General features: G+C 69.4%; 18 protein-coding genes. 3 read left to right on the top strand and 15 right to left on the bottom strand.

The genetic code is table 11. The annotated features are described in order from the left end of the window. Nucleotides 1–131: 131 nt before the first annotated feature. The 13 genes from AC07PU_RS39065 to AC07PU_RS39005 all read right to left on the bottom strand — a co-directional run bounded on the left by AC07PU_RS39065 (nucleotide 132) and on the right by AC07PU_RS39005 (nucleotide 12,971). A complete protein-coding gene (locus AC07PU_RS39065) occupies nucleotides 132–1,283 on the bottom strand; it encodes a helix-turn-helix transcriptional regulator (RefSeq protein ID WP_495323248.1) in 1,152 nt (383 codons plus the stop codon). A gap of 32 nt (nucleotides 1,284–1,315) precedes the next feature. Further along, nucleotides 1,316–2,005: a hypothetical protein gene (locus AC07PU_RS39060; protein ID WP_495323247.1), complete on the bottom strand. Its 690-nt coding sequence runs from the start codon at nucleotides 2,003–2,005 to the stop codon at nucleotides 1,316–1,318. Between the two features lie 193 nt (nucleotides 2,006–2,198). Next, nucleotides 2,199–2,633, bottom strand: a complete 435-nt coding sequence (locus tag AC07PU_RS39055) for a gamma-glutamylcyclotransferase family protein (RefSeq protein WP_495323246.1) — start codon at nucleotides 2,631–2,633, stop codon at nucleotides 2,199–2,201. Nucleotides 2,634–2,661: 28 nt separating this feature from the next. Beyond that, complete coding sequence (locus AC07PU_RS39050; protein ID WP_495323245.1) at nucleotides 2,662–3,873, bottom strand: amidase; 1,212 nt, start codon at nucleotides 3,871–3,873, stop codon at nucleotides 2,662–2,664. After that, nucleotides 3,873–4,496, bottom strand: a complete 624-nt coding sequence (locus AC07PU_RS39045; RefSeq protein WP_495323244.1) for an ANTAR domain-containing response regulator — start codon at nucleotides 4,494–4,496, stop codon at nucleotides 3,873–3,875. The genes AC07PU_RS39050 and AC07PU_RS39045 overlap by 1 nt, the downstream gene beginning before the upstream one ends. Then, nucleotides 4,496–5,614: a transporter substrate-binding domain-containing protein gene (locus AC07PU_RS39040; RefSeq protein ID WP_495323243.1), complete on the bottom strand. Its 1,119-nt coding sequence runs from the start codon at nucleotides 5,612–5,614 to the stop codon at nucleotides 4,496–4,498. Before AC07PU_RS39040 ends, AC07PU_RS39045 begins: the two co-directional genes overlap by 1 nt. Continuing rightward, nucleotides 5,604–7,040: an amidase gene (locus tag AC07PU_RS39035; RefSeq protein ID WP_495323242.1), complete on the bottom strand. Its 1,437-nt coding sequence runs from the start codon at nucleotides 7,038–7,040 to the stop codon at nucleotides 5,604–5,606. Before AC07PU_RS39035 ends, AC07PU_RS39040 begins: the two co-directional genes overlap by 11 nt. Next, nucleotides 7,027–7,242: a hypothetical protein gene (locus tag AC07PU_RS39030; RefSeq protein ID WP_495323241.1), complete on the bottom strand. Its 216-nt coding sequence runs from the start codon at nucleotides 7,240–7,242 to the stop codon at nucleotides 7,027–7,029. Before AC07PU_RS39030 ends, AC07PU_RS39035 begins: the two co-directional genes overlap by 14 nt. 2 nt (nucleotides 7,243–7,244) lie before the next feature. Then, a complete protein-coding gene (locus AC07PU_RS39025) occupies nucleotides 7,245–8,255 on the bottom strand; it encodes an alpha/beta fold hydrolase (protein ID WP_495323240.1) in 1,011 nt (336 codons plus the stop codon). A gap of 43 nt (nucleotides 8,256–8,298) precedes the next feature. Next, complete coding sequence (locus tag AC07PU_RS39020) at nucleotides 8,299–8,994, bottom strand: ABC transporter ATP-binding protein (protein ID WP_495323239.1); 696 nt, start codon at nucleotides 8,992–8,994, stop codon at nucleotides 8,299–8,301. Next, a complete protein-coding gene (locus tag AC07PU_RS39015; RefSeq protein ID WP_495323238.1) occupies nucleotides 8,978–10,831 on the bottom strand; it encodes an ABC transporter permease subunit in 1,854 nt (617 codons plus the stop codon). The genes AC07PU_RS39020 and AC07PU_RS39015 overlap by 17 nt, the downstream gene beginning before the upstream one ends. Before the next feature lie 13 nt (nucleotides 10,832–10,844). After that, nucleotides 10,845–11,711 carry a branched-chain amino acid ABC transporter permease gene (locus tag AC07PU_RS39010; protein ID WP_057591005.1) on the bottom strand — a complete coding sequence of 289 codons (867 nt, stop codon included), beginning with the start codon at nucleotides 11,709–11,711 and terminating at the stop codon, nucleotides 10,845–10,847. Nucleotides 11,712–11,723: 12 nt separating this feature from the next. Further along, the gene (locus AC07PU_RS39005; RefSeq protein ID WP_495323237.1) at nucleotides 11,724–12,971 is read right to left on the bottom strand and encodes an urea ABC transporter substrate-binding protein; all 1,248 of its coding nucleotides are present in this window, start codon (nucleotides 12,969–12,971) and stop codon (nucleotides 11,724–11,726) included. Nucleotides 12,972–13,357: 386 nt separating this feature from the next. Between AC07PU_RS39005 and AC07PU_RS39000 the strand changes: the two genes are divergently transcribed. Continuing rightward, nucleotides 13,358–14,053: a TetR/AcrR family transcriptional regulator gene (locus AC07PU_RS39000; RefSeq protein WP_495323236.1), complete on the top strand. Its 696-nt coding sequence runs from the start codon at nucleotides 13,358–13,360 to the stop codon at nucleotides 14,051–14,053. A 38-nt stretch (nucleotides 14,054–14,091) separates the two neighbouring features. Beyond that, nucleotides 14,092–14,634 (top strand): hypothetical protein, encoded by a 543-nt coding sequence (locus AC07PU_RS38995; protein ID WP_495323234.1) that lies wholly within the window; start codon nucleotides 14,092–14,094, stop codon nucleotides 14,632–14,634. Nucleotides 14,635–14,730: 96 nt separating this feature from the next. Here AC07PU_RS38995 and AC07PU_RS38990 read toward each other — a convergent pair whose 3' ends face one another. Beyond that, the gene (locus tag AC07PU_RS38990) at nucleotides 14,731–15,711 is read right to left on the bottom strand and encodes a 5'-nucleotidase C-terminal domain-containing protein (RefSeq protein ID WP_495323233.1); all 981 of its coding nucleotides are present in this window, start codon (nucleotides 15,709–15,711) and stop codon (nucleotides 14,731–14,733) included. Between the two features lie 288 nt (nucleotides 15,712–15,999). Then, nucleotides 16,000–17,331 carry an aminotransferase-like domain-containing protein gene (locus AC07PU_RS38985; protein WP_495323232.1) on the bottom strand — a complete coding sequence of 444 codons (1,332 nt, stop codon included), beginning with the start codon at nucleotides 17,329–17,331 and terminating at the stop codon, nucleotides 16,000–16,002. 89 nt (nucleotides 17,332–17,420) lie between these two features. Here AC07PU_RS38985 and AC07PU_RS38980 point away from each other — a divergent pair, with 89 nt between their 5' ends. After that, the gene (locus AC07PU_RS38980; RefSeq protein ID WP_296796576.1) at nucleotides 17,421–18,179 is read left to right on the top strand and encodes a sulfite exporter TauE/SafE family protein; all 759 of its coding nucleotides are present in this window, start codon (nucleotides 17,421–17,423) and stop codon (nucleotides 18,177–18,179) included. Nucleotides 18,180–18,339: the final 160 nt, after the last annotated feature.

Genomic DNA, 18,339 nt, shown 5'->3' with positions numbered 1-18,339 from the left:
CGGCTCTGTTGAATCCGTCCGGGTGCTGGAGATGTGGCGGCGGCTGGATCTGGCGCGGGCCGGGCGGGAGGGTCGCGATTATAGGAAGGCGAGCGGATGGGCGTGGGCGGCTCGCGGCATCGCCCCTTGCTTCAACGTCCCGACAGCGCCAACGGCCCCAGCAACCGGATCAACTCGCTCTGCCGCCGCACGCCCGTCTTGTCGAAGATGTTGCGCAGATGGGTGCGCACGGTGTTGATCGAGATGCCGCAGCGCTCGGCGACCTGGGCCGGCCGCGCGCCTTCCGAGAGCTGCACGACCAGCTGGAGCTCCGAGGGCGTGAGCCGGTACTGCTGCGCGAGCGCCTCGAGCCGGCGGTCGCTGGCCTCGCGTTCGGGCGGCTCCTCGACCATCAGCAGCGCCACCGCATGCGGCCAGGCGAGCCGGCAGGCGTTGCCCTCGTCCAGCGGCACCAGCCGCGCGATGGCCGGTGCATTCGGTCGCGCGGTTTCGGGCGTCCACAGCACGTGGGTCTGGATCAGGCCGCGCGCCACCTCGCGCAGCGAGGCCTCCACCGCTTCCGGGCCCAGCTGGCCCAGGCGCGCCAGCTTGCCGTTGCGGATGCCGATCCAGTCGCTGCGCGACAGCAGGGCCGCGGCCGCGACGTTGGCATGCAGGATCGCGCCCGTGGCGGCCAGCACGACGAGCGGCTTGGGCACCACGTCGAAGGCGTCGGCGGTGGCCTTCTCGACCGGCGTGGAGCGCACCAGCGACCAGTGCGCGTGCAGCGCGAGCTGCAGCGGCTTGTGCACCGCCTCGAAGGCGCGCTTGTCCTGGTAGCTGAACTCCTCGAGCCCGGGCCGGCGATAGAGACCGATGGCCGTGAGCGGCGCCTGCGCGGGCCGGCTGCCGTCGTCGACGATCATCGCCAGCAACCCATGCACGCCGGTCGGCGCCGCGAACTCGTGGTAGTAGTCCATGCGCTCCAGCTCGCTCCATTCGCAGAGTTCGCGGCCGATGCCGCATTCGCCGGTGCGCACGCAGATCTCCTTGGTCGCGGCGCCAGCGAACCACGGATCCCTCTGTGACCAGTAGTCGATGTAGTCGGGCACCGTGTGCTGGGGCAGCCCGATGTCGACGAACAGCGGCTTGCCCGCCGGTGCACCGCGCGGCGTGTGGATGGCCGCGGCGGTGGCGCCGAAGCGTTCGCACAGCGCCTCGAGCATGGTCTCCCAGCGCGAGGCATCGGTGGCCGCCGCGCAGGCGGCGGCGATGGCGGGGTTCAGGCCGGCGTCCCAGTTCATGGCTTGTCGCGAACGTGTTCTCGGCGAACCGTTCAGCGCCCGCCCTTGTAGGTGAAGACCTGGACCACGCCCTTGCCGGGCGCGTAGATGTACCCGTAGTCGAGGCCGTTGTTCGTGCGCCAGCGGTACTGCAACGCGCCGGCGATACCGTCGTAGGTGCACGAGAGCTTCTCGATCTCGAGCGACGACACGGCGCTGCGCGTGTTGTAGAGCGTGTCGTAGCTCTTCTTCTGGCCCTGCTGCCACTTGCCGACGGGAAACTTCCCCTCGTTGTAGGCGTTGCCGAAGCGCTGGTCGTAGACCCGGCCGATGGCGCTCTTGTCCTCGGTCAGCGCGAAGCGCTCATGCGCCCGCGGCACCTTGCGCTCGTAGACCTCGAACTCGATGCCCCGGTAGCCCGACCACTTCATCGGTCCCTTGAGCGCGACCTCGCCGGACCCCACGCTGCCGTCGGGCAGCACGTCGACGAAGGGATAGGTGCGATCGACCTCGCCGAAAGTCAGCGCCTGCGACTCGGGCGCGGGCAGCGGCAGGCCGGTGAGCAACTCCACGGGAATGAAGCGCTCGGTGACGGCGGTGTCGTGCTCGCACACGAGAGCCTCGGCGGCATGGGCAATGCCCGTGCCGGCCGCCACGAGCACCGCGGCGGCGATGGCCATCACGCGCGGCCGGGGCCGGCGCACCGCGACGCCGATGCAGGAACGCTGGAATGCACGCGCCATGGGGGAAAGCTCCTCGTCGTAGATCCTGTTATCCGGGTTCGCCCCTCCGAGCGCCCTGGAAACCAGTGTTCTTGAACACGAAGGCATTCACATCATGCAAATGAATGAGGGGCGCGGACCGGCGGGCGCGGGAACTGATCTACCGGATACGGTGGTGCTTCGTGGCTCTGCTGCCGCAACAGGCCGGCGGGTCTCAGGGCATTGCCGAGCGCGATCGATAGAGGCCGGCGTGTTCCATCGTGTATTCGGTCAGCGGACCCAGCCTCGCCAGCGATCCATCGAATTGCTCGGGCGGCTTGACGTAAGCGTGAACGGTCCCTGGCTGCGCGGAGGCATCGCCAACCCCTTCGACGCCGATCGAGATCCGCCGATAGCCATCGGCCTCGCTCACCCGCTCAAGCAGGTCCATGGCCGCCAATGCCGCATCGTCGACCTCGAACAACTGGCCGACGATTCGCTCCCCTTCGCCCGGCAGAAAGACCAGCCATGGCGAGAAGCGCTCGCCCATCAGGTACAGCGGATAGCGTTCGAGCGTGACGAAGTCGCCGGGGATGCGGCGACCGCGATTGGTGGCGAAGTTGGGGTAGCCCTCTTTCAGGGTTCCGAAGACGAAGACGATGTTTGGCATGGAGGATGCACCTTCAGGCGAATGTAGATCAAGCCCTCGCCGCCTCGTTCCCATCGTCGGGCGCGATCCGCCCAGCCAACGCCAGCAGATCCCGATCCCTCCCCCGCCCCGCGATCAGCCCCAGCCCCACGGGCAGGCCATCGACCAGCCCCAGCGGCAGGCTGACCTGCGGCAAGCCGCACAGCCCCGCGATGCAGGTATGGGCCAGCACGCGCATGCGGGTCTGCGCATCGGGCTGCGTCGAAGCGCCCAGCAGCGGCGCCACGTCGGGTGCGGTCGGCAGGCACAGCACGCCGTCGTGCGCGAGCAGGTCGTCGATCCTCGCGCGCAGGGCGTCGGCCTCGCGTTGCGCGGCATCGGTCTCCCGGGCCGTGACCTGCGACGCGGCGCGCAGCCGCGCCGCGATCTCGGGCGCCATCGACGGCCGGGTGCGCTCGAACCATTCGCCATGCGTGCGCCAGACCTCGGCGCTCTGCAGCACGCGGTAGGTCTGCGCCGCGGCACCCAGCGGCAAGCCTTGCGCGGACGCATCGAAGACCAGGCCCAGCGACGCCAGACGGTCCAACGCAGGACGCAACGCGGCGGCGACGCCCGACGCTGCATCGTCGAAGGCGTCGGCCATCGGCACGATGCGCCGCAGTGGCCGTGCCTCGCCCGGCGGCAGCAGCACCGCCCCCACGCGCTCGAGCACCGCCGCGGTCGCGGCGAACCAGCCGACCGTGTCGAAGGCCGGCGCCAGCGGCGTCACGCCATGCGCATCGATCGTGCCATGCGTGGGCCGCAGGCCGTACAGGCCGCAGTAGCTGGCCGGGATGCGCACCGATCCCGAGGTGTCGGTGCCCAGCGCGAAGTCGACGCAGCCACCGGCCACGGCAGAGGCCGAGCCGCTCGATGAACCGCCGGGCACGCGGCCGGGCGCGCGCGGGTTCAGCGGCGTGCCGTAGTGCAGGTTCTCACCGGCGAGCGAGAACGCGAGTTCGTCGCTGAGCGTTCGCCCCCGCAGCCGCGCGCCGGCCTCGAGCAGGCGCGCGACCGCGGGCGCATCGGCCTTGGCCGGCGCATGCGTGCGCAGCCAGTCGGGATTGCCCGCGCGCGTGACATAGCCCGCGAGGTCGAACACCTCCTTGGCGGCGAAGCCGAGGCCGCTCAACGGGCCATCACCGTACGGATCGCTCGGATCGCGCGCGAACGAAGTATCGAGTCCGAAGCGTTCCGGACTCTCGAAGGGAGCGCGGGCCATCACTCGGCCGGATCGGAAGCGCCGCGATCGGGCGGCAAACCGTAGATCGCTTCTGCATGCACGATCGACTCAGCCATCGACGACACCGGCAGCTGCTTGCGCATGGCCTCGCGCCGGATGATGGCGTAGGCCTCGTCCTCCGAGATGCCCTGGCGCGTGGCGAGGATCTTCATCGCGCGCTCGACGATGCGCCGCGTGCGCAGCGTTTCGTCGAGCTTGGCGATGCGGTTGAGCAGCCGCTCCTCGTAGCGGAACAGCATGCGCGCGACGTACAGCGTGGCGAGCACGCCGAAGGGACGGATCGGCTTGGGCAGCACGCCGTGCACGTTGGCCGCCGCGGCAGCCTCGAGCACGGCCGGGTTCTCGTAGGCCAGCAGCGCGATCAGCACCGCGTGCGAGGAACCGGCCAGCCACGGGTGCGCGGCATCGCGCTCCGACTGGATGCTGAAGAACACGGCCTCGGTGCCCTCGGGCAGGTGGTTCGGCTCGGGCCACAGCGCGGTGACGCGGCAGCCGAAGCGGCGCAGCTGCTCGCACAGCACGCGGGCGTCCTCGTCGTCGGGATGGATGACGGCGACCCGGATGTCACGCAGGGAGCGCAGCTGGATCGGATCGGGCGACATCAGAGGATCTTCCGTTCGTAGGCGACGAGGTAGGGATCGGGGCGGACGATGGAAGCATCCTCCCACAGCAGGTCGAAACCGCCATCCTCGCGCGAGCGACCGATGCGGGCCTTGAGCGCGGTGTGGTTGGTGTCGGCGTCGATCTCGACCTCGCCCTGGGCCGAAGCATGGCGCGTGCCACCGAGGCTGCGCACGATGCGGTCGGGGTCGGGCGCGCCTTCGCGCGGCACGGCGCGCGCGAACAGGTGCACCTGCAGGTAGCCGGCCTCGGCGTACATGTTGGGCCGGCGGCCGGCGCCGTAGCGCTTCTCGTAGAGCGCGGTGAAGCGCGCGCTGGCCGGGCTTTCGATGCCCGCGAAATAGGGCGCGACCGTGAGGTGCCCCGCGCGCGCGGCCGGGCTCAGCGCCGCGATCTCGGCCTCGCTCGCGGTGAGGCTCGCGATCGGGTGTTGGGCCGAGGTGGCGCCGATGGCATGGCAGGCCGCATAGAGCCGCGCGGTGTCGGCGCCCACCACGGTGCTGAGCACCACGTCGGGCCGCGCGGCGGCGATGCGCTCGGCCACCTCGGCGAAGGCGCTGTCGGGCGCGCCCATGGGCAGGTAGGTCTCGCCCGCGACGCTGCCCGCGCTTTCGAGCAGAAACTCCTTCGCGATACGCGAGATCTCGCGCGCGAACACGTACTCGGAACCGACCAGGAAGAAGCGCCGCCCGTGGTGCGCGAACAGGTACTTGATCAGCGGCACGATGGTCTGCGCGGGCGTGGGCCCGGTGTAGATCACGTTGGGCGAATACTCGAAGCCCTCGTACACCGAGGGATAGAACAGCACCGCGCCATGGCGCTCGACCACCGGCAGCACGGCCTTGCGGCTGGCCGACGAGCAGCAGCCGAAGATCACCGGCACCTGGTGGTGCAGCACCATGCGGCGCGCGATGTCGCGGTAGCTCGCGGGATCGGGGCCCGGGTCCTCGATGATCGGCACGATGGGCCGGCCCGCGACGCCGCCGCCCGAGTTGATCTCGTCGATGGCGACCAGCGTGCCGCTCAGCAGCGCCTGCTCGGTCACGGCCATGTTGCCGGTCTGGGCGAACAGCACGCCCACGCCGATCTCATCGGACATGCGCACCCTCCTCGCGGCCCGTCGCCGCCGCAAGGCCGGGCCGCATGGCGTGCCAGGCGGTGTCGTCCTGGAAGGCCGCGGCCAGCCCGAGCAGCGCGAACTCGCCGCCGGCATGGCCGATCAGCGTGAGGCCCACCGGCAGGCCCGTGTCGCCGAAGCCGCAAGGCAAGCTCACCGCCGGCAGGCCGGTGAAGTTGGCGAGGCAGGGCATGGCGGTCATGGCGTCCTGAACGGTGGTCGTGCGGCCGGCGAATTCGATGCGCGATTCTGCCAAGGGTGGCGCGGTCACGGGCAGCGTCGGCAGCACGAGCGCGTCGAGCCCCGCCATGTCGCGCGCGAGCGCGGCGCAGAAGGCGCCACGAAACTGCTGCGCCGCGAGGTAGTCGACGGCCGACACGCTCTCGCCCGCATGGAGCAGCGCGCGCACGTCGGGTGCGTAGTGCTGTGCCCGGTCGTGCATCAGCGGACGGTGGAAGGTGCTGGCCTCGGCGTACATGATGGCCTTCCAGGCCGCGAACACCGCCGCCATGCCGCGCACCGGCATGGGCACGAGATCGCTGCCGCGCTGGCCGAAGACCTCGAGCGCTGCCTCGAAGGCCCGGCCCACGTCGGGTGCGGTCTCGAAGCCATCGCCCGCCAGCACGCCGATGCGCAGCCGGGCGCGGCCGCGCGCCTCGCGGAACTGCGCGGCATGGCGCGACGAATCGCCAACCGAGCCGGGCAGCATCGCGTCGAGCCCCAGCCACAGGTCCTCGGCGCTGCGCGCCATCGGCCCGGCGGCATCGAAGCTCCAGGCCAGCGGCAGCACGCCCTCGCCCTCGACGCGGCCGGTGCCCGGCTTGATGCCCGAGATGCCGCAGGCCGCGGCGGGAATGCGGATCGAGCCGCCGGTGTCGGTGCCGATGGCCAGCGGCAGCAGCCCGTCGGCCACGCAGGCGGCCGAGCCGCCGCTGGAGCCGCCGGTGATCGCACGCGGATCCCAGGGATTGCGCGTGGCGCCATGGTGCGATCCCTTGTTGGTCGCGCCGTAGGCCCACTCGTGCATGTTGGTCTTGGCCACCACGATGGCGCCGGCCCGGCGCAGCCGCGCGACCAGCGGCGCCTCGCCCTGCAGCGGCGCGTCGGCCAGCACGGCCGAGGCCGCGCTGCTGCCGAGGCCGGCGGTCAGCACGTTGTCCTTCACCGCGATCGGCACGCCATGCAGCGGCCCCACGGGCAGGCCGCGCGCCAGCGCACGGTCGGCCTCGCGCGCCTGGGCCAGCGCGCCTTCGCGGTCGACGGCCACGAAGGCATTGGTGCGCGCGGCGCGGTGCTCGATGTCGGCCAGCCGGCACTCGGCCAGCTCGACCGCGCCGAGCTCGCCGCGGCGAATCAGCGCGGACAGCTGCGCCACGCCAGCGCCGTCGATGGTCTCAGCGATGGACATGATCGGTCTCCGTCGACGGTGGAACGAGCGCGAACCAGGCACGCCCGGGCATGTCGCACAGGCCCGTGCGCAGGTCCTCGAGGATCGCCGCGACCTCGCCGCACAACGCGGGGTCGAGCGCCGCGAGGCCCGCGGCGCGGCGATGCGCGGCCACGCTGTCGGCGTTCCAGGGTGCGGCGGCCTTGGTGGGAGCGGTTGCCATGGTCATGCCGCCAGCAGTTCGCGCAACGCGTTGTCGATGAACACGTTGTCGGGTTCGTGCAGGCCCTTGCCCGCCAGGTGGCCCCAGTCGGAAGGCAGCACGCGCAGCTCGGCGTTGGGCATGTGCGCGACCTCGAAGGCCGAATCCTCGGGCGGAAAGTAGAGATCGCTCGACGAGGGCATGACGATGGCGCGCGCCTTGATCGCCGACAGCGCCGCGACGAAGTCACCCCGGTAGACCGGGTTGTCGGCGATGTCGCCGTGCTGCCCGGTCCACAGCGACGCGACCAGGTTGTTGGCATCCTTCGACAGCAGCCAGCCTTCCCAGAACTCGATCAGGAAGTCCTCGAGCGAGGCGAAGCCCAGTGCCTCGATGTCGAGCCGGTCGCGCAGGAACTTCTGCGAGAAGCCCCAGCCCGCGTACACCCGGCCGGCGGCGCGCAGGCCGCGCTCGGGCTGGCGCTCGTAGAAGCCCTCGCGCCATTCGGCGTCGGCCTGCAGCGCGGCCTTCACGCCCGCGAAGAAGACCTGGAAGTGGCGCGACGCGCGCGCGGCGCCCTGGAACGGCAGCAGCCGCTGCACCATGTCCGGGTACAGCGCGGCCCAGTGGAACGCATGCACCGCGCCCAGCGACCAGCCCGTGACCAGGCGCAAGCTGTCGATGCCCAGGTGCTCGGTCACCAGCCGGTGCTGCTGCACCACGTTGTCGTAGACGGTCACGTCGGGGAAGCGGCCGCGGTCGTTGGGCGCGGGCTGGTTGCTCGGCGAGCTCGAGACGCCGTTGCCGAAGGAGTTCGGCACGACGATGAAGTACTCCGACGGATCGAGCGCCTTGCCGGGCCCGATCAGCCATTCGTTGTCGGCGTGCGTGCTCGCGAACCAGGTCGGGTAGACGATGGCGTTGTCGCGCTTCGCATTGAGCTTGCCGTAGGTCTTGTAGGCCAGCTTCGCGTTGCGCAGCATGCGGCCCGATTGCAGGGCGATGTCGCCTGCCTCGAAGATCTCGTGATCCATGGTGTTCGTTCCTCTCTTTGGATGTGTGCGTGGATGTGGGGGCTCAGACGCCGAGCAGTTCTTGCAGCAGCGCGCGGTCGCCCTCTAGCTCGGCCTTGCGCGTCTCGCGCACGATGCGGCCCTGGTCCATGACGTAGGCGCGCTCGGCGATCGAGAGGCAGAAGTTCAGGTCCTGCTCGGCAACCAGCACCGACAGGCCGTCGCGGCGCAGCCGCAGCAGCACCTCGGCGATCTCGTCGACGATCGAGGGCTGCACGCCCTCGGTCGGCTCGTCGAGCAGCAGCAGCCTGGGCCGCGTGGCCAGCGCGCGCGCCATCGCGAGGATCTGCTGCTGGCCGCCGCTGAGCCGGCCCGCGAGGTCGTTGGCCTTGGGCACCAGCGCCGGGAAGTCGGCGAAGGCGCGCGCGATCGCCTCGGCGCGCGGATGGCCGCAGGCCACGGCCGCCAGTGCGATGTTCTCGCTGACCGACAGCCGCGGAAACACGAAGCGACCCTGCGGCACGTAGCCCAGGCCGCAGCGCGCGCGGTCGTCGGTGCGCTCGGGCAGCGGCCGGCCGTCGAGGCTCGCGTTGCCGCCCATGGGCGTGGCCTGGCCGACCAGCAGGCGCATCAGCGTGGACTTGCCCACGCCGTTGCGGCCCAGCAGCGCGACGATCTCGCCGCGCCCCACGCGCAGGCTGGCGCGCTCGACGATCGACGTCTTGCCGTAGCCGCCGCTGATCTCAATGGCTTCGAACATGCTGCTGTCTCCCGAGATAGATGTCCAGGATGCGTTCGTCCTGGCGCAAGGTGTCGAGGTCGCCCTGGGCGAAGACCTCGCCGCGGTGCAGGACGGTCACTTCGGCGTCGAGTGTGCGCACGAAGGCCATGTCGTGCTCGACCACCACCACGGCCGCCGTTTCGGCCAGCACGCGCACCAGCTGCGAGAGCTCGCGGCGCTCGTCGCCGGTCATGCCCGCGGCCGGCTCGTCGAGCAGCACCACCGAGGGCTGCAGGCACAGCACCATGCCGAGGTCCAGCCATTGCTGCTCGCCATGCGAGAGGTCGGCCGCGCCGCGCTCGGCCAGCGCCTCGAGGCCGAGCGCGCGCAGCGTGCGCTCGCTGAGCCGGTCGGCCACCGCGGCATCGCGGTCGCGGCTGTAGGCGGCGATCCAGAGGTTGGTGCGCACGCTCAGTTCGCCGAACACCTGCGCCACCTGCATCTTGATGCCCACGCCGGCCTGCACGCGGCGGTACGGCATCCAGCGCGTGACGGGTCGCCCGTCGAGCACGATCTCGCCCGCGTCGAGCAGGTGCGTGCCCGTAAGGCAGCGCAGCAGCGAGCTCTTGCCCGCGCCGTTCGGTCCGATCAGGCAGCGCACGCGGCCCGGCGCGAAGCGCTGGGTGACGCGGTTGACGGGCACCACGCCGCCGAAGCGCTTGACCCCGTCGCGGATCTCGAGCACCGGCGCCGGCACGGCCGCGCCCTCGCGCAGGCCGCGCACCAGGTCCACGTCCATCGCGGTCTTGGCCTGGCGCGCCTTGCCCTGCGCGCCGCCCTGCCCGCGCAGTGCCCACAGCCGCCCGAGGCCGCCGAGCAGCCCGCCGCGCAGGAACAGCACGAGCAGGATCAGCGCCACGCCCATGATCAGCGTGGTCTGCCCGCCGACCACGCCGCCGCCCAGCCAGTACGACAGGCCACCGACCGCCACCGCGCCGACAAAGGGGCCGGCCAGCGTGCCGAGCCCGCCCACCAGCACGTAGATCGGCACCAGCAGCGCCTGCTGCGCGCTGAACAGCGAGGGGTTGAGGTAGTTGGCCCAGGCACCGTAGAGCGCGCCGGCCAGGCCCGCGATGCCGCCGGCCAGCGTGAACACCACGAGCTGGCAGCGCCGCACGTCGTAGCCCAGCAACTCGGTCTTGGGGCCGTCGAGGCGCACGCAGTCCACCACCGTGCCGAAGGGCGAGCGCAGCAGCGCGCGCACGCCCAGCAGCACCAGCGCCGAGACCGCCAGCACGCAGGCGAAGGTGCCCTGCGGCCCGAGCCCCTGCGCGTCGGCGCCGAAGCCCAGCACGATGCCCGGGATGTTCGACAGGCCGTTGTCGCCGCCCACCACCGCGTCGCCGAAGCGCGCCGAGAACGAGATGCTGCCGGTCCACAGCAGCAGGGTGACGGTGTAGGTCAGGATGGTGGCCTGCAGCGCGCCGAGGCGGCCGTGGAACAGCAGCCAGCCGACCGCGCCGGCGGCGGCCGCGCCCACGATCGCACCGACCGGTAGCGACCACATCAGGGTGTTGCCGGTGATGCTCGCGAGGTTGATCGCCGCCACGCTGCCGGCGTAGCCGCCGAGGCCGAAGAAGGCCGTCTGCCCGAGGCTCAGCATGCCGCCGCGGCCCCACACCATGTCCAGGCTCAGGCCCAGCAGGCCGAAGATCAGCCAGGAGCTCGCGAGGTAGGCGAGGTACTCGTCGACGAAGAAGGCGCCGGCGCCCAGCACGACGGTGCCGGCGACGGTGGCCAGCCACCAGGGTGCCGCACGGCGCGCGGCGGTATGGGTTGCGGTCGCGGGCGCCGCCAGGGTTCTGCTCATGTTCATGCGTGGCCTCCGTTCAGAGCTTCAGGCGCCAGCGCTCGGAGATGCCCTGCGGCCAGGCGCGCAGGGCCACGAGCGTGATCACGAAGAACACCACGTCGCCCGCGACGGTGGACCAGACGCTGGCCACCGCGCTCGCGGCCGAGCCCAGGATGCCACCCGCGGCGATGGTGCCCGCGAGCGTGACCGGGCCCGCCACCACCACCGCCAGGAAGGCCTTGATGCCGAAGGCGAAGCCCATGCTGGGCGTGGCCGGCACGGCCGGCACCAGGATCGCGCCGGCCAGGCCCGCGAGGCCGCAGCCCAAAGCGAAGGTGAGGTTGTTGATGCGCACCGTGCGCACGCCCATCGCGGCCGCGGTGGCCGGGTCCTGGATCGCGGCGCGCGCCATCAGGCCGTAGTTCGTGCGCGTGAGCAGCGCATACACGGCCGCGATCAGCACCGCCGCCACCACGATCAGGAACAGCAGGTAGCTGGAGATCGTGTAGTCGCCGATGCGCACGTTCGACGCCGGCATGCCGATGCCCGGCGTGACTGTGCCGAACAGCAGCACCGCGCTCTGGTAGAGCGCGAGGCTCAGGCCCCACATGGCCAGCAGCGTGTCGAAGGGCCGGCCGTGCAGGCGCCGCACGATCAGCCATTCGACCAGCGCGCCGAAGGCCGCGGCCGCCAGCGCGGCCAGCGCCACCGCGAGCGGGAACGGCACGCCGGCACGCACCGCGGTCAGCGCCGCGTAGGCGCCGAACATGATGAATTCGCCGTGCGCGAGGTTCACCACGCCCATCAGCCCGAACACCACGGCCAGGCCGAGCGTCGCGATCAGCAGCACCGAGCCGCTGGCGACCGACGAGAGCACGCCGGTCAGCAATTGATCCCATGCCATCGGGGGCCTCGCTCAGTTCGACGCGCCGGGCGTGAAGTGCTGCGCCGTCTGCGGCTTGGCGACCAGGTCGCAGACCTGGTCCTCGAACTTCGGCGCCACCGAGGCATAGGTCTCGACGATGTCGAAGCTCTGCGTCTTCGTGCCCACGCCGATGTAGATGTTCTGGCGCACGTGGTGCGACTTCGGCTGCATCGACACCGGACCGGCCGGCGAGTCGAAGGCCACGCCCTCGCCCTCCTCGAAGGCCTGGATCACCTTCGCGGGTTCGGCCGACTTCGCCTTGTTCGCGGCCTTGGCCCACAGGTGCACCGCGTTGTAGACGTCGACCGCGACCGCGGTCACCGGCTCCTTGTTGCCGTAGGCCTTCTCCCAGGAGGCCTTGAAAGCCTTGTTGCGCGGCGTGTCGAGCCAGGCGAAGTATTCGAGCGCGGCCACGATGCCCTCGCCGGCCTGCGGCGACACCACCACCTGCTGGTTGCCGCCGCCGTAGTTGGTCGACACCACGCCCACGCGGCTCTTCAGGCCCGCGGCCGCCATCTGCTCGAGGAAGCCGGTCTGGTTCGCGCCCACCGGCAGCGCGACCACGAAGTCGGGTTTGGCCTGCTGGATCTTGTTGATGGTGGGCGAGTAGTCGGTCAGCGTGAGCGGCAGGAAGTCGGCGCCGACCACTTCGCCGCCGAACTCCTTGGCGTAGAGCCGCACCCACTGCGCCGAGATGGTGCCGAAGTTGTAGTCGGGCGCCATGATGTAGACCTTGGGCCCGTACTTCTTGATCGCCCACTTCACGAGCACGCTGAGCTGCTGCGAGGCCGTGGCGCCCGTCACGAAAGTCTGCCGGTCGCAGGCACCACCCTCGTAGAGCGAGGAATAGAAATACGGGATCTTCGAGCGCCGCACGATCGGGCGGATCGCCTCGCGGCTCGAGCTCGTGAGGCCCGCGAACAGCGCCTGCACCTTGTCCTTGAGGATCAGCGTGGTCGTGTACTGCGTGTACTTGGCGTCCTCCGACTGCGCGTCGGCCTCGGCCACCTCGACCTTGGCGCCGGCCACGCCGCCCGCCGCGTTGATCTCGTCGACAGCGAGCCGCAGCGCCCGGCTCTGCTGGATGCCGTAGATGTTGAGGCCGCCGGTCTTGTCGAAGATGGCGCCGATGCGCACGGGCTCGCCGGCGGCGAAGGCGTGGGTGCCGAAGGCGGCGAGGCCCGCGGCGAGGAAGAGTCCGGCAAGCCGCGCGAAGGGACGCGAAGAAGGGGTGTGCATGGTGGCTGTCTCCTGGGGTGTCTGGATGGATCGACGTGCCCGGGACGCCATGCCGATGCAGGCGCCGGCACGCGCGCATGGGCAGACCATGCGAAGCGCGCGCAAGCGCGTCGGCAATGCGGTGCGACCGCGGACACGAAGGGGACGGCAGAACTGCCGAGGGGAGAACCAGCGAAGCTGCCGGTTGCGCCGCGAGGGCGCCGAGGAAATCCGGCAAAGCTGCCGGAGAAGGGAACGGCGCGCAGGTTAACGCAGCGTGAGTGCGGGTGTCAACGGGATGACACCCGAGGCCGCGCTGCGCTTCCACTGCGAGGGCGAAGGCGCTCCGAGGCGGTCGAGGGTATCCGCTGATGCAGATGGATTAATCAACTTGCATTATTCCGCCCGTGCCCGCCCTCGCCCGCCGAACTTCCAAGCCCGCCGCCCCCGCGCCGCATGTCGACGCCCCCGGCGACAGCACGCATGCGCGGCTGCTCGCCGAGGCCATGAAGCTGATGGCGCGCGAAGGCATGAACGCGGTCTCGCTGCGGCGCATCGTGGTGGCGGCCGGCGCGAACAACGCTTCGGCGCTGCACTACCACTTCGGCAGCCGCGAGGGACTGGCGGGCGAGATCACCGCGATGCTGCAGCAATGGCTGGAGCCGCGTTCGTGCGCGGGCCTGGAGGCGTTGCGCGCGCGGCCGCACGGCGTGCGCGACATCATGGAGGCCGCCTTCGGTCCGATGATCGAGATGCTGCAGACGCCGGGCTTCGGCCGCGACGCCGTGAGCTTCATCGGCCGGCTCGGCTGGGACTTCGGCGAAGCCGGCCAGCGGCTGTCCGCGAAGCTGCACCGCAGGCTGCTGGGCCTCGCGGTCGAGCTGCTCGAGGCGCAGTTGCCCGGCACGCCGCGCGAGACGATCCAGTACCGGCTCATCCTCAGCATGAACGTCGTGTACTACGGCATCTCCTACCGCAGCTACCTCAAGCGCTCGCCCTTCGGCGTGATGCCGATGTCGGAGCGCGGCAACGAGGCGCGCGAACGGCGCGAGTTCATGGACTACCTGGAGGCCGGCGTGCGCAACGTGCCCGGCGCCGGCTGAGCCGTGTCGCACGTTGCATCGGAAGCAGCAGCATGTCGATGAGCTTTCCCATGCCCACCTTTAGCGCGCCGCCATCGCCCGCGCTCGCGCAGACCAGGCGCCCGGCCGTCCCGCGGCAACTGGCGCTGCAGTTGCGCGGCAGCTACGAGAAGCTGCGCGAGCGCCGCTGCGCCTGCGCGCGTGGCGAGGCGCTGATCTTTCACTGCCAGCAGCAGATCCTCGAATACGAAGCCGATCCGGGACAGTTCGCGCGCACCTACTTCGCGGGCAGCGCGTCGAACGCATTCCCGGTGCTCGCGAGCCTCCGGCGCGCGCGTGAAACCCTGGCGCGCTACCAGGGCGAGATCGACGGCCTCCAGGCGGAACTGGCCGCGGCGGAAGCCGAATGCGCACGCACGGAGCAGGTGGTCATGGCGCGGCTCGCGGCCCTTGGCGCACCGCGGCCGAACTGGTGCCGCTGGCCCGAAGAACCGCATGCGCTCGAGAAGATGCGCAAGAGCCATCTGAGCCACTATCGGCTGCGGCCGCAACCGGTCGTCGTTGCAGACGGAAGATTCGCAGAGACCGCTATACGGTTGTAGGAGGTTCGGCGGCCCAGCGCCGCCAAGCTATCCCGCAGCTTTCTGGTGATCTGAGGGCTTGCTCGACCCCGACCCAATCTGCGCCTGGAGTAGCAACTACGATTTCAGCCGTGCGATGCGGCCCTCAATCACCGGCGAAACCGATCGCTCGTCGTACATATGCAAGAGCACGACGTCGTAGATATGACGCCCCGTGCTCGTATGAGCAACTTGCTCGGCATCGTGAAATTTTCGGACATGTCCCGCGGCATCGAAACTTGTGGTGGCGACCAGATACTTCTTTTCGGGGGAGATCAGATCTCCCCCCACGATCAGCGACTCTATTTTTATCTTTGACTTGTCTTCCGAGTACTTCACGGACAGTCCCGATACCTGAGGAATGCCACCTGCTCCTGGCTGATTCGCGGTTTCCTGAATTGCATCCATCAACTGAGCACCGCTCATCGAAAGCAGAACCACCGAATTAGAAAACGGCATCTCTCTCAAGAAATCTTCCCTGGTGAGCTTGACCCCCGGAGAATAGATTCTCTTTCCTCGAAAAGAATTCGAGGTGATGATCGCGAAATCGGCCTTCGGCGCACCAGAGAAAGCGGAACGCAGAGCATCTGTCACCAGATTTCCAAAGCTCATCTCGATAGGAATACCAGGGCCTCTGCGGCTATCGAGCGTGGTCAGCGTCACCCCGACCTCTGCCGCAAGCCCCTTGCCAGTGAGTTGCAGCGAGTTCTCGAGGCCGGACTTCGCAAGCGCTGGCAAAGGGACTTTCGAGTACTCTTCCAAGGTATCGACCGCCCATTTCCTCATCGCTCGGTAGTCATCGAAGGGCTTTGGCTCGGATGAAAGTATCGCGACAGACAGTTCGATGTACTTTGTCTGAGCGTCACGATCCTTCAGGGCGAGATTGATCAACCAGCCACCGATAGCAATAGCGATCGGGATAGCGATCGCCGCAATCCAGCCGGCGACGATCTTTCGTATCTCCCACTGCGCCTCGACGTGCTTCCGATGAACGTCTTCTTCCTCTTGAGAGCGTCGTTTGGCGTCCCCGGACCGCTGTTTCTGTCTTGCGGAGATCATCGACCTTGGTTCGCATCGGCCTGGCATCTTTTCCGGCTCCTACTATTGGATTTTTCCGAACCAGAGCACAAGCCTGATGGCGCCAAGACAGCCACTGGCCAAGATGCTCGAATCAACTCCGCCTGGGGACAGGGATTCTTGAGAGCGAGAGGTTATCGCAATTCGGTTGTGGCAGACATCCTCCCAACGGGGCTGGGCACAGTTCTCGTTGGCTTGGATACGGAGAGCATCGCCTTGAAGCCTTGCTGACGCGAGGTTTGGGTGTTCAGTGCAATGCAGCCCTCCTGCTCAATCAGCAAGACCGGCAACGATAGCGCTCACTTTTTCCAGGGCCCGCTTCAGATCGGCATGCGACACCGAGCCCAGCGCCAGCCGGATGGCGTGCGGCGGCTGAGAGCCCACGGCATACGGCGCGGCGGTGGAGACCAGCACGTTGTCCTCTTTCAGCCGCATGGCGACCGCGTCCGACCGCACCCCGGCAGGCAAGGGCAGCCAGACGAAGTACGACGCCGGATGGCGAACCATCTCGAACTGCGCCAGCACCGTCGACACGATGCGCTGGCGCGCGACGGCATCGCGACGCTTCTCCTGCTCGAGCCGCGCGACCGTGCCGTCCTGCAGCCAGCCGCAGCACAGGGTGGTCACCAGGGTCGGCGTGTTCCAGACCGTGGCGCGGATGGCGCGGTGGATGCGGGGAACCAAGGCGGCGGGCGCGCATGCAAAGCCGAAGCGCAGGCCGGCCGCCACGCTCTTCGAGAGGCTGGAGACATACACGGTGATGTCGGGCGCGAGCGCCGCCAGCGGCGCGGGCGCCTTCTTCTCGAGGAAGGCGTAGGTGCCATCCTCCAGCAGCAGCAGGCCGCGGCGGCGCGCCACCGCGATCAGGGCCTCGCGCTGCGCCAGCGGCATCACCCAGCCGAGCGGGTTGTGCAACGTGGGCATGCAATAGACGGCGCGGATCTTTCGCCGGCGGCACAGCGCATCGAGCGCGTCCGGATCGAGCCCCGGGCCGGACGCCGGCAGCGCCACCAGTTCCAGCCCGCTGAACTCGGCCACTACCTGGATGCCCGGGTAGCTCAGGGCGTCCACCGCCACCGCGTCGCCGGGCCGCAGCAGGGACATGGCGGCACAAGCGAGCGCATGGATGGCGCCGCAGGTGATCAGCACCTCGTCGGCGGCGACCGACAGGCCCCGGCTCTTCAGGTGCGCCGCCACGATGGCTTTCTCGTGCGGACGGCCGCCATGCGGCTGGTAGCGCAGCACGGACTCGAGCTCGCCCGCCGAGGCCAGTTGCCGGAGCGCAGTGCGCAGCAGGTCCGTCTGCATCGGCAGCGCCGGATAGTTGAAGCTCAGGTCCAGCAGGTCGCCGCTGGCCACGTGCATCTCCACGCCATCGCCGAAGGGGATGGGCTCGCGCACGAAGGTGCCGCGGCCGACCTCGCCGGAGACCAGCCCCATGGCCTGCAGCTCCGCGTAGGTGCGCGTGGCCGTGGCCAGCGAGATGCCCTCGCGCGTGGCCAGCCGGCGATGCGTGGGCAGCGCCGTTCCGGGTTTCAAGCGGCCCTGGCGGATGTCCTCCGAGAGCCGGTCGACCAACTGCTTGTAGCGAGCCTGGGGCATTGCGCGATTGTATTCATGACAATAATTTGATTGTCTTGCATCGGGGAACTACGATCCGGGCCTTCCACCGATCCACCCGTTTCCGCCGCATGGAACTGACGCTCACCACCATCCTCGTCACCTTCGCCGGTGTGTTCCTGATCTGCTTCATGAAGGGCGCCTTCGGCGGCGGCTTCGCGATCATCGGCATTCCGCTGCTGTCGCTGGTGATGGATCCGGTGACGGCCGGTGGCCTGCTCGCGCCGCTGTTCATCGCAATGGACCTGTTCAGCCTGCGCTACTGGAAGCCCTCCACGTGGTCCAGGCCCGACCTGCTGCTGCTGGTGCCCGGGCTCGTGGTCGGCATCGGCGCGGGCTATGTGCTGTTCCGCGTGCTCGACCACCGTGCGATCGCCATCGTGATGGCGGCGATCACGCTGGTCTTCGTCGGGCTGTGGTTCGTGCGCGGCGGCGAGGTGGTGGTGCGGCCGCGCTCGTCGCCCAAGGCGATCGCCGCCGGCCTGACATCGGGCATCACCACGATGGTGGCGCACTCGGGCGGACCGCCGCTGGCCATGTACCTGCTGCCGCTCGGCCTCAGCAAGCAGGTCTACGCCGGAACCACGAGCATGTTCTTCACGGTCGGCAACATCCTCAAGGCCGTACCGTGGCTGGCCCTGGCCCGTCCCGCGGGCAGCGTGTGGACGCTGATGGCCATCTGCCTTCTCGCCATTCCCTCGGGCGTCTGGCTGGGCTGGCGCCTGCATGCACGGCTCGACCAGCGGCAGATGTACCGGGTCTGCTATGGCCTGCTCGTGATCACGGCCATCAAGCTGCTATGGGACGGCGTGTCGGGCTACCTGCACTGAGAAGGTGTGTGAATGAACCTGCTGCGCGCCCCGATCTCGCATCTGCGGTCCTCGCCGTACGTCAGTGCGGCTGCGGTCCTCGGCGCGACCTCGGGGCGCTCGCGACGGTTCCTTCACACCTTCTGAGAGGGTGTATTTGAAATAAACAATCACACGTTAT

This window comes from Variovorax sp. GW821-FHT10D07 (assembly GCF_059415325.1).
This window is presented reverse-complemented; position numbering and strand designations above follow the sequence as displayed.